The organism is Nocardia asteroides (genome assembly GCF_900637185.1).
Classification (GTDB): domain Bacteria; phylum Actinomycetota; class Actinomycetes; order Mycobacteriales; family Mycobacteriaceae; genus Nocardia; species Nocardia asteroides.
This window is the reverse complement of the sequence record NZ_LR134352.1, coordinates 1,821,779-1,843,063: the sequence shown is the minus strand read 5'-3', so window position 1 is coordinate 1,843,063 and position 21,285 is coordinate 1,821,779. Positions and strand designations below refer to the sequence as shown.

Below are 21,285 nucleotides of genomic sequence, written 5' to 3'. Positions count from 1 at the left end.
TGTCGCGCTTCGACTGGATTCGACGAATGACCGGGACCGAAAACCGTTACCGGCACTCACTATCGACCGGGCAAGACCGCCGGCTCGACCTATTGTTCGACGATTCCGACGCGGCCGAGATCGAACCGCTACTCGCCGCGATCCGGGAAACCGGCGTACTACCCGGGCGTCCCGGCGCCGAACCGGCACCGGTGATCGCGGTACTGATCACCCCTGCGCTCCTCGAGCACTACGACGAAGCCGGGTTGACCGCGGCCACCGCGGGCTATCAGGACGTGGTCCCGGTGTCGTTCCTGCCCGGCGCGGCACCGGTTTTCGAGGACCTCAGCCAGACGCTGGTGCGCAAGATCGGCCCCGCCGAGGCCGCACGGCAGATCGAACTGACCGTCCAGCACGGCGGTGGCATCCTCGTCGGCTGGCAGCGCCTGGCCGATCAGGCGATCAAGTGGCGCGACGAGAGCGCTGGATTGCTGCGCGCACCGGATATCGCCGCGGCCCTGACAATCGCGCACAGCGACACCGCGCTGTCCTCACCGCATCGCCGCGTCGTCCTCGACTACGTGCGGACCAGCGAGGTTGCCGCCACCAAGCGCAGGCGGCTCTGGAGCGGTGTCGTCTCGACCGCCGCGCTGCTGCTGGCGGTCGTCCTGATCATCGCGGTGACGCAGGCATTCTCGGCCCGTCGCGCACAGCTGGCGGCCGATCTGGCCGCGAATCGCGCCGACGCCGACCGGCTGAGCCGGGCGGCGATCTCGCTCATCGACGCCGATCCCGATCTGCCTTCGATCCTGGCGGCCACCGCTTACGACCTCGCCGAGACCGATCTGGCGAACGAGGCGCGCGCCGGCGCCGCCGCCAAGACCTGGCCGCACACCTCCGTCCCGATCGACTACCAGCCGCAAACGATCACGGGGGCACGCGATGTCGAACGGTTCGCGGTCAGCGAGGCCGACCAGCCGGTGGTGCACGTGCAGCGAATCGACGGCGACGGCGGTGTCGCCGAGACCGCCCGGATCGAGGTCGAGACCACGAAAGGCCATCAGGTGAAAGGCTTTCTGAGCCCCGACGGGTCCCGGCTCGCCACCACCGAAGCGGCACCGGGCACCCTCCGGCTCTTCGACGCCGCCTCGGGCACTCCGGCGAAGTCCAGCTGGGTGACCGGCGACGACCAGCTGTTCGGCTGGCTCACCAACGATCGGCTGCTCGTCGGCCGGGGTGACCGGCTGCTGAGCATGGGGCTCGACGGTGGCGCCGAGATCGTGCTGACGGCGCCGTCCGGACAGGTCGTCGACGAGGCCGGTATCAGCCGGAACGGACGCTTCGTCGTCGCGGGCACCGCGGAGTCGCTGATCCGGGTCGACCTGCACCGCGAACTGCCCGACCGGACCGCCGCTGTCGCGGACGCCTGGGAGGTCGCGGTGAACGACTCCGGCACGCTGGCGGTCGCCGCCACCAACCCGCTGGCCACCACCGTCGACTTCGCCGCCGACCCGCCCGAGGTCAGCGAGCTGGGCTCGTTCTTCGGGTCCAGCGTGGCCTTTCTCGCCGACCAGCTCGTCGTGAGCGGACAGCGCGACGGTGTCTTCGCCTTCTTCGCCCGCGACGAGCATCGCGCGGAATGGCTGGAATCGGCGACGATGCGGGCCCATCTGGCGGGCAGTGTGCGGCCGGCCACGGCGGGTGGCACCCATCTCGTCACCCTCGGCAACGACCGGTACCTGCGGGTGTGGGACATCGCCGAGGATGCCGGCGCGCGCTCCTATCTGAGCAGGGCGAGCAAAGCCGGAATCAACGAGGTCAGCGCCCGGGAAACCGAGCCGCGCCTGTCCGCTCGCAACCAGATCCGGTTCGCCACCCCGCAGGACGTCGTGCTCGCGGGACGCGCCGGGTACGCGACCGTGCTCGCCGCCGACTCGCTCGCCGAGATCGAGCCACCGCAGCGCAGGCGGCAACGCGAGGCCGGGCGCTGCTCGGACTGCGCCGGCGTTCCCGGCTATTTCAGTAGTCTGGAGAGCGAGCTGCTGCTGTCCCGCAACGGGCGGTTCCTGGCCGCTGTCAGCTCCAAAGCCGTCTGGATCAGCGGGCATTCGCCGCAGTCGCACTACTTCGACGGCCCTGGACAGGCCAAGATCACCGCGACCCCGCCGCGGGTCACGGCCGGGGGCGGCGAGGGGGTCGGCGCGGTCGCCGACGACGGCAGCGTTGTACTCGTCGCCGACGACTCCGTCGTGGCGACCCTGCCCGCGGGCGGTTCGATGGTCGATCACGAATATCGCGAGCAGCGCAAACCGGTGGGATTGTTCGCGGGAGCCCCGGCCTCGCTGGTCGTGACCGCGGACGGCTACACCCGTGATTCCACGGGTACCGAGCAGCGATTGACGCTCCCGGCCGGGACCGAGCTGGCGGCCTGTGAACTGCCCGCGCTCACCGACTACCTGTGTGTGACCACCGCGGGTGCGCTCCTGCGTATCACCGGCACGGCGAGCACCGAGATCGGCGCGGTCGGCGACGGTTTGCGGCCCTTCGCCCTCCGGCTGTCGGCGGACCAGCGCCGGGTCGCGGTCCTCGGACGCACCGGATTGTCGATCGTCGACCTGGATTCCGGCACTCGGCAGCGGGTCGCCAACCGGCTGCCGGAACGGATGATCACCGACGTGGCCTTCAGCCCGGAGGACGACCGGATCCTCGCGGTGCGGACCGACGGGACAGCCATCGTGGTCGACCGGCCCGGAGCGGCGGCACCGCCCAGGGCCCTGACCGAGGCCGAGACGCGGCGGTTCGCCGTGCCGAGCGGAGGCCGCTGATGGCTGACGTCGCGATCTCGTACGCGCACGCGGACACCGCGTTCGCCGAACGGGTGCAGGCCGCCGTCGAGGCGGACGGGCTGACGGTATGGCGGGACGAGTCTGTCAATCTGCCTCCGGGACAGCGGCATTGGGAGGTAATCGCCGCCGAGTTCGCCGGCGCCGATGTGGTCCTGGTGATCGATACACCCCAGTGGCACGCGTCCGGCTACTGCAGGCAGGAATACGACTTCCTGCGCGAGCGGGGGAAATGGGTCGTGCATGTCGACCCCGCCGACGCGGCGACCTACACCGCCTTCGCCCCGGAACTGCGCGCGAACCGGGCGAGTATCCGGGTGCACACCCGGCTCGTGCAGGCCGCACTGGCGAGCGAGCGGGACACCAGGCACTCTTGGGCCGAACGGTGGCTGAACCGGTCGCACGCGCACGACGCGCGACAGGTACTGGAATTCACCGAGCCGCAGCAGGTCTCGGTGCCCGGTGAACTCGCCGAGTTCGCCAGGAAGGTGGTCGAACGAGATCAGACAGTGCGGCGCAACCTCGTTCGGGCTGGGGTTCTCGTCACCGCGGTGCTCGCGGTCTTCGCGGTAGCGGGCCTCGGAGCGTGGATTCTCGCCGAAATCGGTCGGAACGCCGCCGAGCACAACGCGGACAAGTCGATGGCACTGAATCTGGCTTCGGAGTCGTCTACCGAGCCGAACACCCTGCGCGCGGTGGAACTCGCGACCCGCGCGGACGCGCTGCAACCCTCGCAGGCGACCGCCGAGGCACTCGCCCAGGCGAGGGCCCGTGATGCGCGGATGCGCGTGGTCGACATCGAGAAACAGCCGTACAAGGGTGCCGCCTGGGCCCCGGGCGGCCGAACCCTCGTCGCCTACACCAATTCCGAGATCCACTGGCTCGACGGCGAAACCGGCCGAATTCAGGCCAAGCGCGACACCGCCGCCGGGATCGTCATCGGCACGGTTGTCGTCGCGGCGGACGGCGGAACCGTCGCGTTTGTGGCCGATGACGTGCTGTGGCTGATCAGCCGCGACGCCTCGCAGGAACCGCGGCTGATCACCCCCAACGTCATCAGTGTCGCGACCGGGGACGGGACCGATCTGTGGTTCGGCACGTCGTTGCACGGTATCGGCGGGATCACCCGCAGCAGTTTCAGCGCGGCCTCGCCGAAGGATCCCAGAGTTTTCGAGGGGACCCCCGCGCTGGCGATCACCGTCGACCACGCGCGCGGGCTGGTCGACATGGTCGGCTTGGACGGGAAGGCGCATCTGCTGCGCATCGATCAGGACCGTCTCAGCGAGTACGGGTCCTTCGACATCACCACCGTCGATCCGCACAGCGGCCGATTCGGCGCGGCCGTCACCCGGTGCGGTGACAACCTGTTCGGAATCCTCTACGGCGGACCCGGTATCCACTACACCATGGGCTTCCGCGCCAAGTCGTTCAGTTCGGTGCAGGGGGTGGTCGAGATCGGTGAGCGGAGCAACGGCAAGTCCGCGCCGGTGTGTCAGCCCGACGAGTCGGCGGTGCTCGGCAACTACATCGGCGGAGCGAAGCCCGATAGTGTCCGGCCCACCGGCTCACGCCCGCAGATCCCTGACGGCTCGGATGTCTACACGCTCGCGGCGGATCCCGGCGGCACCCGGCTCGCGGTCCTGACCTGGGTGGGAAGGCTCTATCTGCTCGGTGACGAGCACACCAGTTCCTGGCCGGTCGAGAACGCGGTGACGCTGCTGCCGCTGGCCCGCGACCTGGCGATCCGGCAGGACGGCGCGATCGTGGACGCCGGGACCGGCGCCGAGGTCGGCCGGGTGAGCTCGGCACAGGTTTTCTCGAGCACGTTGTCGGTACTGGACGGTGTGGCGTATGTGCTGACCGGCGACGGCATCACCGCGATCCGGGCCGACGGCGCGGCGGAGGTGGTACTGCCGGTCGACCCCGCCACCCTCACCGACCTGCGCGCAGGCGCGGACGGCAAGCATCTCGTCCTCGCCCACGAGCAGGCGGTCACCCTGTTCGAGGTCGGGACGCGGTCGGTCCGGCGGATCTCCCTCGACGGAGGGACCGATGCCGATCGTGTGCTCGACGCCGATGTCGTGCCGTCGGGGGACACGGTCGTGTTCGCCACGGAGCAGGGGCGGGTCGGTTCGGTCACGGTCGACGCCCCGGGCGCACCGCGATTTTACGAACACGCGCTGCCGGTCGGAACGCAGACCAGGATCGCGGTCGCGTCGGGGGGACGGATTCTGGTCGCCGGCCAGGACGGTGTGCTGCGGGTCCTGGATCCGGATCTGTCGCTGGTGGACGAAGCGTTCGTGCACGGCCCGGCCGGGCGGATGACCATGGCCGGAAACTACGCGCTGCTGGCGTTCGGGGACTCGGCGCAGGTGTACGACGTGGCGACGCTGCGGCTGATCGACACGATCGACGGTCCGCTCGATCCGGAGACCCTGCGGCTCGATCTCGGGCGCGGCGTGCTGCGCGGGCTGATGTCGAACGGCTTCGCGCTGGCCGAGATCGGTGATCTCGCGACGATGCGGCGCGTGGAGATCCCGGTACCCGGGGTGCGGTGAGCCGGGTTGCCGATCGCGATCAAGCGGTCGAGCTGTTGGACAGCACGGCGAGCGCCGGGAGTTGTTCCACCGTGGCCGGTTCCAGATAGGTCGCGGCCTTGGGGGCGGTTCCGCAGCTGGCCTGGCGGGGGGCGGCGGTGACGGTGCGGGCGGTGACGCGCCAGCGGCGGCCGTCGCGGTGGACGACGACGGCCGAGCCGGCGAGGGCCGGGTCGTGGGTGGGGGTCGCGTCGGGGTGCACGGTTAGGGCGTCGGCGGGGAGCGACGGGAGTTGTTCGCGGACGGCCACTTCGGCGAGCTGGGCGATCGGGTCGTAGCAGCTGCGGCCACGCAGGCCGGTCAGCGAGACCTCGCCCACGTCGGCGGCGGCGAGCAGGGTGGCCGCCGAGGCCGGGTCGACGCGGCCGTAGGTGAGGCCGGACGGCAGCAGGACCACGGCGGGGGCGAAGCGGTGCCCGCCGGTGTGCGAGGCCTCCCAGACCCGGCCGGGATGGTCGGCCGACAGCGCGGCGGCGATCGGGCGGCCGAGGCGAGCGCAGCACTGGTCGCGTTTACCGTGCGCGCACACCAGCACCAGCGGATCGTCCACGCGCACACCGATGCCCGGCGGCGGACCGTCGACCAGGCGCAGGTCGATATCGAAGAGCTGCCGCAGGTCGGTGATCTCGAACCGTTCGCACCAGGAACCCTCGGGGCGCGAGCTGACCAGCAGCACGGTGCGGGTGCCGGTGAACTCGTTGCGCCCGGGGCGGCGGATCAGTGTCGGCCGGACTCCGGCCGCGGTGGTGCGCGCGGCCAGTTCGGCGGTGATCTCCGGGCCGAGCACCTCGTCGCCGATCACATCGCGTCCCCAGGCGCCGGGATGTTCGATGCACAGCCAGCCGGTGACGTGCGCCGCGGTGCCGAGCAGCGAGAGCTCGGTCGCGGCGGCCGAGCACGACAGGCCCTCGAACGGGTGCACGACAGCTCCTTCCACGACCGTGCCCTCCGGCCGATCCGGAACAGGCGTCATTTCACTGTAGAACCGATTCCGGTCGCATAGGTAAGGGCACCCTGTGTTCTATGCCGCAGTGGTCATTCGTAGACGCCTTCGGCGTGCCAGGTCGCGGCGTCGTAGACGAGCAGGACGGCGCGGATCTCGGTGGGTTCGGCGTCGAGCTGGACCTGGGCGCGGGCGGCGAGGGCCGGGTGTTCGGCGGTGGCCCACCAGCGCTCGTCGACCGGCCAGGGGCCCGCCCAGCCGAGCAGGGCCCACTGGCGACTGCCCCAGCGCAGGCGGGCGGGATCGGCGGTGAACAGGCCACGGTCGGTGACCTCGACGGCGGTGCCGTCGGCGGCGGTCAGCTGCACGGTGGGGCGGTGCAGGAGCAGCAGCGTGGGGGCCGGTTCGGGGAGCTTGCCCGGCCAGGGCTGGGACGGGTCGGCGGCCGGGGTGAGCTCGTCGCCGAGGGCGATCATGGTGATGCGTTCGGCCGGGCCGCGCCCGCCGCTGAGCACCCCCACGCGCACCGCCTCGCCCCCGAGCAGACCCTGCACCCGGACCAGGGCGCGGCGGGCCCGTTCGGTCTGCTCGCCCTCCCCGCCCCACAGGCCGAGTTGCAGCGCGCCCGCGGCGACCACCTCGACCGGTTCCAGCCGCAGCGCGACGATCGGCGCGGTCGGGCGGTCGCGGTGGGTGAGCCAGCCGTCGAGCTGCCAGCGGATGCGGTCGGCGGTGTCGGGCGGGGTGAGCGGACGGGCGCAGCGCCAGATCCGGGACAGCTCTTCCCCCGCCTCGGTACGGGCGGTGATCGCCAGGCGGGTGCAGGCGGCGCCCGCGGCGGTGAGGGCGGTGTGCAGGCGGGTCGCGAGGGCGCGGCCGGCGAACGCGGCGGCGTCGACCCGGTCGATCGGTGGGTCGCAGTCGAGCTCCACGGTCAGGTCCGGCGGGAGCTGCCGCGCCGAGGGCGGGCGTTCGGGGAGCGCGCGGGCCAGGCGATGGGCCTCGATCGCGTCGGCGCCGAAGCGGGAACCGACCTCGGCGGGCGCGAGCCGGGCGAAGTCGCCGACCCGGCGTAAGCCCAAGCGGTGCAACAGGTCCACCAGGTCGGCACGTTCCGGCGGGGCGAGCGCGGGTTCGACGGCCAGCTCGGCCACCGGCAGCGGCGCGAGGAAGCGCGCGCCCTCGCCCACCGGCACGAACACCGAACGGCGCGCGGCGAGCACCGCGGTCGACATGGCGTCGGCGATGCCGATCTGCGCCTCGGCGCCCGCCACGGCGACGGCGTCGATGAGCTGCACGGCCGCGGCGTCCTCGGACCCGAAGAACCTGGTGGCACCCCGCGCACTCAGCACCAGCAGACCAGGGCGCAGCACCTCGACGCCGGGCACCGTCGCGTCGACGGCACCGGCGACCGGTTCGAACAGCCGGGCATCGCGCTCCGGATCAGCCTGGGCGACAACCAGTTCGGGGCACCTGGACTGCGCCTCCCGGCGCGTCACCCCGACCCGCACGCCCTCGATCCGCGCGATCGCCGAACACGACACCACCCGATTCCCGTGCAGCACCGCCACCGGACGATCCGCGGGCACCCCCGCCCCCGCGGCGGCGGCCACCGCGGGCCAGTCGGGACACAGCAGCGCCAGGACCCGCTCTGCCCGCGTCATCGTGGTTCCCGGGACCGACCGGTCACGACACGGCCTCCGCGAGGTCGGTCACCGCACGGGCCTCGGCTTCGCGCGCCCGCCATTCGGTGCGACCGGCCTTGGCGCACAGGTCTATCCGGCCCTGCCGTGTCGGGCCCGCCTTGGCACTGACACGCACGTCCAGGCAGACCGAGCGCAGGCGACCGCGACCGGCGTCGAGACCGCGATAGCCGGTGACCCGGGTGTCCAGGCGCAGCGACGGATTGGTCCAGGTCCCGCCCGCGACGACCAGGGTCGCGCCCCGATTGCGGGCGCGGGCGGCGAGCACCCGGCAGCGGGCGGGGGCGACGGCCACACCGTCGAGCCCGAGCACGACCAGATCGAGGCCGTCGAGCAGGACGGCGGCCACCTCGGCCGGATCAGGGCCGGGGTCGGCGATCACCGCCAGCCGGGACAGCTGGGCACCCATTTCGGCGGCCGCCAGCAAACCCAGCCGGGGCAGCCCGACGACCGCGGCGTGCCCGCCCTCGCCGGTCACCGCCGCGAGCAGACCCGACAGCAGCGAGTGCGCGCCGGTATAGGCCACCACCGCGCCCTTGGGCAGTCCGCCCTCGGGCAAAAGCTCGGCGAGCGGGGCGGGCACGGGCAGCAGATCGCGACGTAACCGCTGTTCACGCGGTGTGTGCGTGGTGGCGGACTCGCCGCGTCCCGGCACCGCGGCGATCCGCCTGCGCAGGTCGTCGACCACGCGCGCACGAGCCGCCACCTCGGGTGACAACGCATCCGAACCCATCAACACCACCTACTTCCACGATGGACTCGCGAGCGGGGGGCCGCCCAGCGCCGGAACGGCAGCACCGTTTCAGCTATCGATCGTATTCGAATATACGTTCGATCGCGACCAGGGTGACACCCACCCCCGTCTCGTGTCCACAGCGGGCCCCCTTATACCCGCGCGGCGTGATACCGGCCAGTCATCGGCATATTCGACTACCCTCGCACCCGTGACCGAACGTGCTCGCCCCCATATCGGCCCCGACTACCTCGTCGCGGGTCGTTACCGCCTGCAGTCGAAACTGGGCGGCGGTGGCATGGGCGCGGTCTGGCTCGCGACGGACCGGCTGCTGAACCGTGAGGTCGCCATCAAGCAGGTGCTCTCCACGGCCGGGCTGAGCGAGGCGGAGGCCGAGCGCATCCGCAGCAGCATCGTGCACGAGGGCCGGGTGGCGGCCAAGCTGTCGCACGAGCACGCGATCGCCGTCTACGACGTGGTGATCGAGGCGGGCGAACCCTGGCTCGTCATGGAGTACTTACCCTCGCGCAGCGTGGCCAAGGCGCTGACGCTGTTCGACACGCTGCCCGCGGTCGAGGTCGCCCAGATCGGCGCGCAGGTGGCCGACGCGCTCGCCGCCGCGCACGCCGCGGGCATCGTGCACCGCGACATCAAGCCGGGCAACATCCTCGTCGCCGATCGCGGTCCCGATCTCGGCAAGGCCAAGCTCAGCGACTTCGGCATCTCCCGCGGCGCGGGCGACACCCACGGCGACGATCCGGAAGGCACCATCACCGGCACCCCCGCCTACCTGCCGCCCGAGGTCGCCCGCGGCGCCAGGCCCACCGAGGCCAGCGACGTGTTCTCCCTCGGCGCCACCCTCTACACCGCGCTGGAGGGGCAGCCGCCGTTCGGTTTCGACGACGACGAGAACGACGTCGTCACCCGGGCCGCGATGGGCCGGATCATCCCGCCCAGCCGCAGCGGCATCCTCACCCAGCCGCTGCTGCACATGCTCGAGCCCGCCCCGCAGCGCCGCCCGACCATGGCCCAGGCGCGCGACGAGATCCTCACCGCCGCCTTCGGGCCCGGCACCGCCGCCTACATCCTCGGCGTGCCGCTGCGCACCGAGGACGGCACCATCCCGTCCTGGGCGGCCCGCAATTCCGCCAGCGGCCTGCGCAGCCCGCACTCGGCCCCGCTGCCCCGCCCGCAGCGCGCTCCCCTGGCCGCCCCGCCCGCGCAGCATCAGCAGCAGCGCACCGGCAGCTTCGTGGACAACCTGCCCAACGGCGCCCCGCTGGCCATCGGCGCTGGTGTGCTGATCGGCTTGGTCATCCTGATCGCGCTCATCATCGCGGTGATGTAGACCTATCCCAGCCCGCACGCCCCGACCTCGAGGAGGGTCCGCCACGCAGTGGCGGTTCGCGGCCGGGACACAAGGGGCCGCGAACTCGAGCGCGCCAGCGCTCCAACAAACACCGCTCACTCGATCCGGCGGCGGTGGGCCCAGCGGGTCAGCGCGTTGCGGTTGGACTGCTGGGTCTTGCGGAGCACGTTGGAGGCGTGGGTCTCCACGGTTTTCACCGAGATGAACAGGGTTTCGGCGATCTCGCGGTAGGTGTAGCCGCGGGCGAGCAGGCGCAGCACCTCGAGTTCGCGCGGGGTGAGCGAGTCCAGTTCCGGATCGAGCGGCGGTTCCGGCACCGGGGAGCGGCCGGTGAACGAGTCCAGCACGAAACCGGCCAGCCGGGGGCTGAACACCGCGTCACCACCGGCGACCCGGCGGATGCCGTCGGCCAGTTCGGCACCGGAGATGGTCTTGGTGACATACCCGCGCGCGCCCGCCCTGATCACCGCGATCACGTCCTCGGCGGCGTCGGACACGCTCAGCGCCAGGCACACCGGGCCCTCGGCGATGCCGGTGAGCACCGCGACCCCGCCGCCGTCGGGCATGTGCACGTCCAGCAGCACCACATCCGGCTTCGCCGCGTCGATCCCGGCCACCGCCTCGGCCACCCCGCCCGCCTCGCCGACGACCTCCATGTCGGCCTCGCGGCTCAGCTCGGCGCGCACGCCGGAGCGGAACACCGCATGATCGTCGACCAGGAACACCCGAACACTCACTGACAGCTCTCCTCGTTCAACCGGCGTGCACTCATCGGTACCACAGAGTCGCGCCCCACCGTCGAGTCCGGCGGGGGGCGGCGGTCGCTCAGTGGTCGTCCCGCGGCGGGGATTCCGGCACGTCGACGTGGTCGGGTTCCGCGGGCGCCTGCTCCTCGGCGGCCTCGGGCTCGACGCTGCCGGAGTCGGTCCGCGGCATCACGATGCGCACCTCGGTGCCGCGGCCGAGGGTCGAGTCGATCTCGGCGGTGCCGCCACGACGTTCCACCCTGGCACGGATCGACTTGGCGACACCGCGCCGGTCGGCGGGCACCGCGGACACGTCGAAACCGGCGCCGCGGTCGCGGACGAAGATGCTCACCTGATGCGGTTCGGTCTCGGCGAACAGGTCGATCTCGGGCACGCCCGCATGTTTGGCCGCGTTCACCAGCGCCTCCCGGCTGGCACCGAGCAGGGCGGTGAAGTGCTCCTTGGGCAGCCCCGAGCCGGTCTCACCGGGGTCCATCGCGACATCGCCGACGGTGACCGGGGTGACCTTCACCCCGTGCTGATCCTCCACCTCACCCGCGATGGTGCGCAGCGCGGCGGCCAGGCTGGCGTGCGCGGGGGTGGCGTCGTCGAACAGCCACTTGCGCAGTTCGCGTTCCTGGCTGCGGGCCAGGCGCAGCACCTCCTGCGGGTCCTCGGCCTGCCGCTGGATCAGCGCGAGGGTCTGCAGCACCGAATCGTGCAGGTGCGAGGCGATCTCCTCGCGTTCCTCGTTGCGGATGCGGGCGCCGCGTTCGGCATTGAGCGCGCGGACCATGCGCAGCCACAGCGGCACCGTCAGCAGGCCCGCGCCGATCAGCGTGACCGCGACCGCGATCAGGGCCGAGCCGAGCGAGCTCAGATCGATCCTGGCCAGCACGACCACGCCGAGGCCGACCACGATCAACGTCGCCCCGCCCACGATCCGCGACCAGGTGACCACCGACGGCCGCGCGGGCAGCCCGAACAGCGCCCGCGGACCCGGCGCGGCGACGTCGTACTCCCGCCACACCAGCGCGGCGCCGACCGCGACCACCACGATCGGCGCGATCACCCGCGCCGCGGTCCCCTCGAACAGCCACGACACCGTCACCGCGAGACCCAGGCCGAGCAGCGCCAGGCCGATCGCCTGCCTGCGCTCGTCCCCGGTGGGCTTGGCCGCGTCGCCGCCGCCGGGGGTGAAGATCCACAGCAGCCCGTAGGCCACCACGCCCGCGCCGACCAGCGCCGACAGCAGCACGAACGCCATCCGCACCTTGAACACGTCGACGCCGAGATGATCGGCCAGCCCGCCCGCGACACCACCGACCACCCGGCCACCGGTCCGCCGGACCAGTCGCGGAGTCTGCGGCGCCGGGCTGCCCGCCGGTTCGGGACCGGGCACCGGGAGCACGCCCGGCAGGTAGCCGCGCGGGACGCCGTAGCCCTGCGCGTAGTCGGCGTAGGGGCCCGGCGCGGAACGGTATTGCTGCTGCTGGAAGTAGGGCTGCGGAGTGCCGTATACGGCCTGGCCCGTGCCGAGCGCCCGTGCGACGAACCGGGGCTGACCCTTCGGCCGTCTCCGTCCACCCGGGTTCATCGCGGCGCCCGGTCCGCTGTTGTAGACGGGTCCGGTGTAGCGGGGCGCGCCGGCGGGGGGCGGAACGGAGTAGTACCCCGGGGTTCCACCGTGGACCGACGAGCCGCCGTTCGGCCGAGTGCCGGGAGGCAGATAGCCCGGCCCGGCCGGGCCTCGTCCGTTCTGCGGCGCAGCGCCCGAATGGCCCGGTGCGGCGACGGGTGCGCCTCGACCCGGTTCTGTCGCCCCGGATCCGGTCGCGACGGGCATCTGCCGGATCGGCGCGGCCCGGCCGTCGCCGGATGCGACCCGACCTTGCTCCGCCGGCACGGATCCGGTCGACATGATCGGCCTCGTGACGTCGTTTCCCGGGGCGACGCCGTGCCCGTGCGGGACCGGTCCCTGGGCGGCGCGGGCGGGAACAGACGGATCCATCCTTCGATACTGGCACGGGTGAGCGGGTGCCGACATCAGGAAAGTCCCTGATGTCACCCCTGATGTCCGCGATCCGCCGCCGACCTGTGCGAAGACCTGTCCGGTCCGGACGGAAATCACCTTCTACCAGGTCAGATGTCCCGTACCGCCGGAAGCAAGGCGCGCGGCCGGCGGCACCGGACCGGAAACCCCGTCACAGCATTCTCACCTGCGATCTTCAGCCGATTCGCAGCTCGGCGGCGGGCCGGGGCACAGTCCGGCTTCCTACCGTGATGTCGGGCCGGAACACCCGGCCGGAATTCGGGGAGGAACGTTGCACATCATCACCACCGTGCTGGGCGCCACCGCCCTCGCGCTGACCACCACCGGTATCGCCGCGGCGACCCCGATGGCCCCGCACGAGAGCACCTACCACGGCCCCGCCGGCTTCGAGCTGACCCTGGGCCACACCGACCAGTCCTACCGGCAGGTGCCCGCCCTCAACGCCATGCCGACCAACCGGGAGGTCTTCCTCGACAACACCGCGTACGTGACGGCCCCGGCCGGGGCGACCGGCGGGCCGCTCAACATCTACTCGTGGGCAACGGTCACCGCGACCACCCCGCAGGTGAGCGCGACCAACTCGGTCTTCGGCGACACCATGTTCCTCTGACCGTGTCGGGACCCGGCCCCGCGCCGGGTCCCGATGGACCAAATGTCATTCCCCACGGTCGTTTTCGTCGAACGGGGGGTTCCTTGACCAACAGTGATCCGGAGAGTTCTTCGCCACGCGCACTTTTCGCGCAGCGGTTCGCCGAACTCTATGCCGCGGCGGGAAATCCGACCCTGCGCCGGGTGGCCTCGGCCACCGAGCGGCGCATGCGCAACACCCAGGCGGGCACCCCGTCGGCACAGCGGATCAGCGACTGGAAAGCCGGACGCAACGTGCCAGCCCGTTTCGAATCGCTCCTGCCGGTGATTCTGACCCTCGTCGACCTGGCCAGGAAGGCCCAGCGCGAACTGCCGCGCGCCCTGGCCGACCCCCACGAATGGCGCCGCCTCTGGCAGGAGTCGGTGACCTGGACCGCCACCGCGGGCGAGGGCGACACCTGCCCGTTCCCCGGCCTGCGCGCCTTCCGCGCCGACGAGCGCGCGCTGTTCTTCGGCCGGGAGCGGGCCACCGCCGACTTCGTCGACCTGGTTCGCGGCAGCACCGGCATCGTGGTGCTGATCGGCGCGTCGGGCGCGGGGAAGTCGTCGCTGCTGGCCGCGGGCCTGCGACCGGCGCTGGACCTGCCCTCGGCCACCATGACACCCGGCGCGACACCGTCGGCCGCCCTCGCCGCCGTCGACACCGCCGACCTGCGGGTCCTGGTGGTCGACCAGTTCGAGGAACTGTTCACCCTCTGCCGCGACGAGACCGAACGCGCCGGCTTCCTCACCGCCCTTGCCGCCCTGACCACCCGCCCCGCAGACCCCATCACCGTCGTCCTGGCCCTGCGGGCCGACTTCTACGAACCCTGCCTGCACCACCCGGTCCTGCGGGAGAGCTTGCAGCACAACGGCTATCTGCTCGGCCCGATGACGATGGACGAGGTGTCGCGCGCCGTCACCGGCCCCGCGGCCGCCGCCGGGCTCACCCTCGAACAGGGCCTGGAAGAACTGGTCCGCACCGAACTGCACGGCCTCGGCGGCCACACCGGCGCCGACGGCTACGACCCCGGCGCGCTGCCACTGCTCTCGCACGTGATGGCCGCGACCTGGCAGCAGCGGGAAGGCCGCAAACTCACCGTCGCCGGGTATCGCAAGGCGGGCGGGGTGGCGGGCTCGGTCGCCGAGACCGCCGAACTGGCCTGGACCGAACTCACCCCCGCCCAGCAGCACGCCGCCCAGGAAATGCTCGGCGCGCTGGTCACCGTCGGCGAGGACGCCCGCGACACCCGCCGCACCGTCCCCCGCGCCGACCTGCTCACCCGCGGCGGTGACCCCGACGCCGCGGCCGAGGCGCTGGAGGTCCTCGCCGCCGCCCGGCTCATCGCCCTGGACGCGGACTCGGTCCAGTTCTCCCACGAAATCGTCCTCACCGCCTGGCCCCGCCTGCGCGGCTGGATCGACACCGACCGCGTCGGCCACCTGGTCCGCCAGCGCCTGGAATCCGACGCCGCCGAATGGGAGACGACCGCCCGCGACTCCGCCCTCCTCTACCGCGGCACCCGCCTCGACAGCGCCACCGCCCACACCCGCGACACCGCCAGCCCCCGCGCCCGCGCCTTCCTCGCCGCCTCCGGCCGATCGGCGCGCCGGGGCAGGAGATGGCGAATCGGCGCCGCCGCGATCGTCCTGGCCCTGCTGGCGACCGGTGTGGTGGCGTTCGATCGCGGCAGACTGGCCGATCAGCGGACCGCGGATCGCGACTACACCGAGCTGGTGGCCGCCGCGCAGCGCACCCGCGCGACCGACCCGACCCTGTCGGCGCAGATGCTCCTCGCCGCGTACCGGATGCGTCCCGACGACGCGACCCGCACCCAGCTGCTGAACAGCCAGGACCTGCCGCTCGCCGTCACCGTGCCGGCGCACACGCGCGGCATCCGCAGCCTCGCCGCTCGCCATTCGGACAACCTGCTCGCCGCGTCCGACTACGCGGGCGAGGCCGCCTTCTGGAACATCGACGATCCCACCCGGCCGCGACGCCTCGACGTGGATCCCGGATTCCGGGCCGACCAGCTGATCTTCGTTCCCGGCGGCTCCGACGCGGTCACGGAGGGCGCGGGCGGAATCCAGCTCTGGGACCTCGCCGACCCGCGATCCCCGCGCGTGCTGCACACCTTCGACACCCTTCGTGGACGCTCCATCGCGGTCGACCCGACCGGCAAGCTGCTGGCCGAGGCCGACGCCGGGCGCTTCACGCTCTGGGACATCAGCGATCGGACCCGGCCGACGCGCGCGTTCACCACGCCACTGCCCGGCGATCACCACCGCATCGAATTCGCGCCGGCGAGCCCGACTCTCGCGCTGAGCACGACGACCTTCGCCCCGGGCCAAGTCGACACCGTCCAGCTGTGGGACATCCGGGTGCCGTCCGCCGCACGCGAGATCGGGACGCCGATCACCTCCATCGGCAGCGAGCGCATCCAGGACTTCGCCTTCAGCCCGGACGGCACCCGGATGGCGGTGGCCACCTACGGTGTGCGAGAGAACGCCAACGCGGCCACCAGCCGGGTCACGCTGTGGCAGGTCACCGACCCGCTGCGCCTGCGCGCCTACGGGGCGCCGATCCGGATCGACAACGAGGTGACGAGCTCGCTCGCCTTCCGGGAGGACGGGAACCTGCTCGCCGTCGGCTCCGACGAGTCGGGCCAGCTGTGGAATGTCGCCGACCCCACGCAGCCGGTGCGGACCGGGCCCTCGCTGTCGGTCTCCCCGACCGCGTGCCCGCAGGCCACGCGCGCGATCTGCCGTGGCGGCCCGATATCGATGGTGTTCCTGCCGGGCGCGCCGATCCTGTTCGGCGCCGGTGACGACGGGCACGTCCGCAGCTGGTCGTTGCCGCCGTCGACGGCCGACGCGGTCTCCGGTGTCGCGTCGGTGCCGGTCTTCGACCGGGCCGGCGACCGCATGACCATGCTGACGGTGAGCGGCCACCTGGTCGTCTGGGATACCACCGATGCCCGCCGCCCGCGCCGGGTCGCCGATATCCCCGGCAGCCCGAAGTGGCGAGCGCCCGAGCTGAGTCCCGACGGCCGCACCCTGTCCGTCCACGACGCGAGCACGGCCCAGCGCCGGGTCTTCGACCTCACCGACCCGCGCTCGCCACGCCCGCTGACCAGCTGGCCGACCACCGGCGGCCAGGGTTCGCCGGTCGAAGGCGGCCGGATGCTGGACATCGGCGAGAAATCGGCCCAGCTGTGGGACGTCGCCGACCGCGCCGCGCCCGCTGGGACCGCCGATACCCGCGCGCATCGGCACCTTCATCGCCGGCGACCTCAGTCCCGACGGCACCCGAGCCCACGTGACGATGCTCGACCAACGCGACTGGATGCCGCTCTACGTTCGCCAGATCTGGGCGTTGGACGACCCACAGCACCCCCGGTTGGTCACCGAAACCGACATCGATGTCACCGCCGTCTACCAGCCGATGAGGTTTCTGTCCGACAACAAGACCCTCGTCGGTCCCCGGTTCGATCACTTCGGCCTGTGGGACACCTCGACTTCCGACACCGTCTCCCCGCTGGTCGACGCGGTGCGCACCGAGATCGGGCCGCTGCAGTCCGTATCGGCCACCACGGACCGTGACACCCTGGCGCTGTCCGGCGCCGACGGCACCACCGGTTTGTGGGACATCGGTTCCCCGCGCACCCCGCGCCGTCTCGGCGGCGCGATCGGTCCCGCCGACGGCGGCGGGCGGCAGGTGGCCCTGCACCCGCGCGGCCGGCATCTCGTCCTGGTCACCGACTACGGGCAGGTCGGGGTGTGGGATCTCGACGTCGAGGCGGTCGCCGCGCGCATCTGCGCTAGCACCGGCGGGGCGCTCACCCACGCCGTCTGGCGCGGTCAGCTGCCGCACGTCCCGTATCGCCCACCCTGCGCCTGACCGGGGAACCCGGGCAAACCTCAGGGTTCACCCCGATGTGCGAAACAGCTGGTCGGGCACACCATGGAGGACATGAGCAGAACGAGCTTCGGTGACCAGATCCAGCAGATGTGGCATACGCGGCCCGTCCGGCTGCCGCGGCAGGGGCCGATCGCCGGTGTCGCGGCCGGGTTCGGATTGCGGTACGGGGTCGACCCGGTGCTGTTGCGGGTGGCGTTCGTGGTGTCGACGATCTTCGGTGGCGCGGGCATCGTGCTGTATCTGCTGGCCTGGCTGATCCTGAGTTCCGCGGGGAACGAGGTGTCGGCGGCCGAGGCGCTGACCGAGCACGCGCGCGGCACGCACTCGCAGACCAAGACGATCGTGCTGATCGTGGCGCTGGCCATCGCGGTCTCGGCGATGGGGCCGATCGGGCTCGGGCTCGGCGGGTCCGGGGTGATCAGCATGGGTCTGATGCTCGCGGGCTGGTGGATGCTCTACATCCGGCATCCGGAGCTGCCCGCCGGGTTCGACACCTACCGCGCGGCGCCGCTCGGCGCCACCGGCTACCCGGCCGCCGGATATCCGACCGGCGTCCCGGTCCGCGGCTACCCGTACACCCCCGATGTGCCCCCGACCGGGATGTACACGCCCTACACCAAACTGCCCGACGCCTACGTCCCCGATCCGGCGACGACGGTGCTCCCGCGCGAGGAAACCCGCGTGGCCGGAGCGGAATCCACTCCCCTGCTGCGCGTCGACGCGACCGAAACGGTGGTCCTGCACAAGGATTCCACCGGTGCGGTCGCGGCCGCCGAGGTGACGGCGGAGATCGAGGCCGTGGAAACGGTCCCGGCGGAACACGATTCCCGCACCACGCTCGAATCCCCTTCCTCCGCAACAGCCGAGCCGACGTCGAATGTCGACAGCACGTCGACCGACCAGCCCACGCCGGCTGACGCCGATGCCTCCCCGACCGACCAGGCGGCCCCGGCCGAAACCGACGCCACCTCGAGCGAGGCCGCCCCGGCCGGCGTCGACTCCACCTCGACAGAGCCCGCCCCGGTGTCGATCGCGAAACCCGCCGTGATCACCGACGCCCGGGACGACGGCGAGCCGGCCGTCGCCCTCGACAAGCGCGACACCGACCCGCCGCACGCCACCACCGTCCTGCCCAGGGACTTCCCCGGCGCGCCCACCCCGGGCTACCCCCGGATCAGCGCCCAGATCCCGCCCGGCGTCGACCCGCTCAGCATCGCCCCGCTGGCCTGGGAACTCCCCGAGGCCGCGCCCCGCTACGCCGTCGCCGCGCCCCCGCCGCCGAAGCGGCCGCGCTCCCGGCTCACGCCCATCACCATCGGGCTCGCGATCCTCGCCGCCGCCGCGGCGGGCGCGGTCGCCGCGTCCGGGGCGGAGTGGATGACCCCGGCACGGATCGCCGCCTTCGCGCTGGCCGTGGTGGGCCTGGGGCTCATCGCCGGCGCGTTCCTGCGCCGGGGGTACGGGCTGCTCGTGCTCACCGCGCCGCTGGCCGGCTTCGTGCTGCTGGCCTCGCTGATCGGCCCGATCGACTTCGAGCACAACGGTGCCGTCGGCGAGCGGGTGTGGGCACCGGCGACCGTGCAGGATCTCCAGCCGCGGTACGCGCTCGACATCGGTTCGGGAACGCTGGATCTGCGCGGCCTGGACCTGACCGAATCGCGCAGCGTAGAACTGGCCGTGAACATCGGTGACGCGCGGGTGTTCGTGCCCGAGGACATGACCGTGCGCACGACCTGTGACGTCCGGGTCGCCGACGACACCTGCGTCGAAGGCGTGACCGGCCCGAATACCCCCGGTGCCCCGATCCTCGACCTGAAGATCAAGATGCACCTCGGCGATGTGAAGGTGACCCGTGGCTGATCAGACCGAAACCGAGACCCGGCGCCGACCGGCTTTTTCCCTGCTCTGCACGGGCCTGATCGCCCTGGCACTGAGCGTGTGGGCCCTGCTCGGCGCACCGACACCCGACAACGGCATCCTGCCGATCGGCTGGGGTGTGGTGATCGCGGCGATCGTCGTGGGCCTGCTGCTCACCTTCGCCCCCGGCCGCAAGCGCTGAACCCACCCATCGAGATACGACAATGGCCCGTCACCGTGACGGGCCATTGTCGTGGAAGGAGCGGTGTCGCGCTACCTCACTCCCATTCGATGGTGCCCGGCGGCTTGCTCGTCACATCGAGCACCACGCGGTTGACGTCTTTCACCTCGTTGGTGATCCGGGTGGAGATGCGCTCCAGCACGTCGTAGGGCAGGCGGGTCCAGTCCGCGGTCATCGCGTCCTCGCTGGACACCGGGCGCAGCACGATCGGGTGACCGTAGGTGCGGCCGTCGCCCTGCACACCGACCGAACGCACGTCGGCCAGCAGCACCACCGGGCACTGCCAGATCTGCTTGTCCAGGTCGGCGGCGGTGAGTTCCTCGCGGGCGATGGCGTCGGCCTGGCGCAGCAGCGCGAGCCGGTCGCCGGTCACCTCGCCGACGATGCGGATCGCCAGGCCGGGGCCGGGGAACGGCTGCCGGGCGACGATCTCCTCGGGCAGGCCGAGCTCGCGGCCGACCGCGCGGACCTCGTCCTTGAACAGCAGCCGCAGCGGCTCGACCAGATCGAACTCGAGGTCGTCGGGCAGGCCGCCGACATTGTGGTGGCTCTTGATGTTCGCGGTGCCGGTGCCGCCACCGGACTCGACGACATCGGGGTACAGGGTGCCCTGCACCAGGAACTCGACCTTCGGCGCCGTGCCGTCGCCACCCTGCTCGGCGACGATGCCCGCGACCGCGTCCTCGAAGGAACGGATGAACTCGCGGCCGATGATCTTGCGCTTCTCCTCCGGGTCGGACACGCCCTTCAGCTCGCCGAGGAACTTGTCCACCGCGTCGACGGTCACCAGCTTGGCGCCGGTCGCGGCGACGAAGTCCTGCTGGACCTGCTCGCGCTCGCCCGCCCGCAGCAGACCGTGGTCGACGAACACACAGGTGAGCCGGTCCCCGATCGCGCGCTGCACCAGCGCGGCGGCGACGGCGGAGTCGACACCGCCGGACAGACCGCAGATCGCGTGGCCGTCACCGATCTGCTCGCGCACGCTCTCGATCAGCGCCCCGGCGATATTGGCCGGGGTCCACTGCGGCGGAATGCCTGCCAGCTCGTGCAGGAAGCGGCTCAGCACCTGCTGGCCGTGCGGGGAGTGCAGCACCTCGGGGTGGTACTGGACGCCGGCCAGCTTGCGCGCCCGATCCTCGAACGCGGCGACGGGGGCGCCCGCGGTGGTGCCGGTGACCTCGAAGCCCTCGGGCGCGTCGGTCACGGCGTCGCCGTGGCTCATCCACACCGGCTGGATGGTCGGCAGGCCGCCGTGCAGCACACCGCCGTCGATGTTGAGCTCGGTGCGGCCGTACTCGCGGGTGCCGGTGTGGGCGACCGTGCCGCCCAGCGCCTGCGCCATCGCCTGGAAGCCGTAGCAGATACCGAAGACCGGCACGTTCAGGTCGAACAGCCGCGCGTCCAGCTGCGGCGCGCCCTCGGCGTACACGCTGGACGGGCCGCCGGACAGGATCACGGCCAGTGGCTGCTTCTCGGCGATCTCCTCCACCGTCATGGTGTGTGGAATCACCTCGGAGAACACCCGCGACTCGCGCACCCGACGGGCGATCAGCTGGGCGTATTGGGCGCCGAAGTCGACGACGAGGACGGGTCTCTGAGTTTCTGCCACCGCCACAGTTTAGTGAGGGCGCACGACGAGCAAGCACCGGGCATCGGTGCTCGCACACGCGTT

Annotated in this window: 14 protein-coding genes; 8 read left to right on the top strand and 6 right to left on the bottom strand. The window is 72.0% G+C overall.

Features of this window, described 5'->3' with window-relative positions; genetic code table 11:
- The first annotated feature begins 92 nt into the window (after positions 1–92).
- Positions 93–2,804, top strand: coding sequence for a WD40 repeat domain-containing protein (locus tag EL493_RS08575; protein ID WP_019045194.1), 2,712 nt, complete (start codon positions 93–95; stop codon positions 2,802–2,804).
- Entirely contained in the window at positions 2,804–5,380 is a 2,577-nt protein-coding gene (locus EL493_RS08570; protein WP_019045193.1) for a toll/interleukin-1 receptor domain-containing protein, read from the top strand. Before EL493_RS08575 ends, EL493_RS08570 begins: the two co-directional genes overlap by 1 nt.
- A 19-nt stretch (positions 5,381–5,399) precedes the next feature.
- Here EL493_RS08570 and EL493_RS08565 read toward each other — a convergent pair whose 3' ends face one another.
- The 3 genes from EL493_RS08565 to EL493_RS08555 form a co-directional block, all read right to left on the bottom strand.
- The gene (locus tag EL493_RS08565) at positions 5,400–6,341 is read right to left on the bottom strand and encodes a sucrase ferredoxin (RefSeq protein ID WP_019045192.1); all 942 of its coding nucleotides are present in this window, start codon (positions 6,339–6,341) and stop codon (positions 5,400–5,402) included.
- A 113-nt stretch (positions 6,342–6,454) separates the two neighbouring features.
- Entirely contained in the window at positions 6,455–8,026 is a 1,572-nt protein-coding gene (locus EL493_RS08560; protein WP_019045191.1) for a DNA polymerase Y family protein, read from the bottom strand.
- A 22-nt stretch (positions 8,027–8,048) separates the two neighbouring features.
- On the bottom strand, positions 8,049–8,798 hold the full coding sequence (locus EL493_RS08555) for a hypothetical protein (protein ID WP_022567289.1): 750 nt from the start codon (positions 8,796–8,798) through the stop codon (positions 8,049–8,051).
- A 211-nt stretch (positions 8,799–9,009) separates the two neighbouring features.
- Here EL493_RS08555 and EL493_RS08550 point away from each other — a divergent pair, with 211 nt between their 5' ends.
- On the top strand, positions 9,010–10,146 hold the full coding sequence (locus EL493_RS08550; RefSeq protein WP_019045189.1) for a serine/threonine-protein kinase: 1,137 nt from the start codon (positions 9,010–9,012) through the stop codon (positions 10,144–10,146).
- 116 nt (positions 10,147–10,262) lie between these two features.
- Here EL493_RS08550 and EL493_RS08545 read toward each other — a convergent pair whose 3' ends face one another.
- Together EL493_RS08545 and EL493_RS08540 are read right to left on the bottom strand one after the other, a co-directional pair.
- A complete protein-coding gene (locus tag EL493_RS08545; protein WP_022567290.1) occupies positions 10,263–10,904 on the bottom strand; it encodes a response regulator in 642 nt (213 codons plus the stop codon).
- A gap of 88 nt (positions 10,905–10,992) precedes the next feature.
- On the bottom strand, positions 10,993–12,510 hold the full coding sequence (locus EL493_RS08540; RefSeq protein WP_019045187.1) for an ATP-binding protein: 1,518 nt from the start codon (positions 12,508–12,510) through the stop codon (positions 10,993–10,995).
- 727 nt (positions 12,511–13,237) lie between these two features.
- Between EL493_RS08540 and EL493_RS08535 the strand changes: the two genes are divergently transcribed.
- The 5 genes from EL493_RS08535 to EL493_RS08520 all read left to right on the top strand — a co-directional run bounded on the left by EL493_RS08535 (position 13,238) and on the right by EL493_RS08520 (position 19,574).
- Positions 13,238–13,576, top strand: a complete 339-nt coding sequence (locus EL493_RS08535; protein ID WP_019045186.1) for an MspA family porin — start codon at positions 13,238–13,240, stop codon at positions 13,574–13,576.
- Between the two features lie 83 nt (positions 13,577–13,659).
- A complete protein-coding gene (locus EL493_RS08530) occupies positions 13,660–17,196 on the top strand; it encodes an AAA family ATPase (RefSeq protein ID WP_022567292.1) in 3,537 nt (1,178 codons plus the stop codon).
- Positions 17,144–17,494, top strand: a complete 351-nt coding sequence (locus EL493_RS32235) for a hypothetical protein (protein WP_019045185.1) — start codon at positions 17,144–17,146, stop codon at positions 17,492–17,494. The genes EL493_RS08530 and EL493_RS32235 overlap by 53 nt, the downstream gene beginning before the upstream one ends.
- 72 nt (positions 17,495–17,566) lie before the next feature.
- Entirely contained in the window at positions 17,567–19,375 is a 1,809-nt protein-coding gene (locus tag EL493_RS08525; RefSeq protein WP_198040788.1) for a PspC domain-containing protein, read from the top strand.
- Positions 19,368–19,574: a hypothetical protein gene (locus tag EL493_RS08520; protein ID WP_019045183.1), complete on the top strand. Its 207-nt coding sequence runs from the start codon at positions 19,368–19,370 to the stop codon at positions 19,572–19,574. Before EL493_RS08525 ends, EL493_RS08520 begins: the two co-directional genes overlap by 8 nt.
- A 76-nt stretch (positions 19,575–19,650) precedes the next feature.
- Here the strand turns inward: EL493_RS08520 and guaA are convergent, their stop codons facing one another.
- Complete coding sequence (gene guaA / locus EL493_RS08515) at positions 19,651–21,228, bottom strand: glutamine-hydrolyzing GMP synthase (RefSeq protein WP_019045182.1); 1,578 nt, start codon at positions 21,226–21,228, stop codon at positions 19,651–19,653.
- Positions 21,229–21,285: the final 57 nt, after the last annotated feature.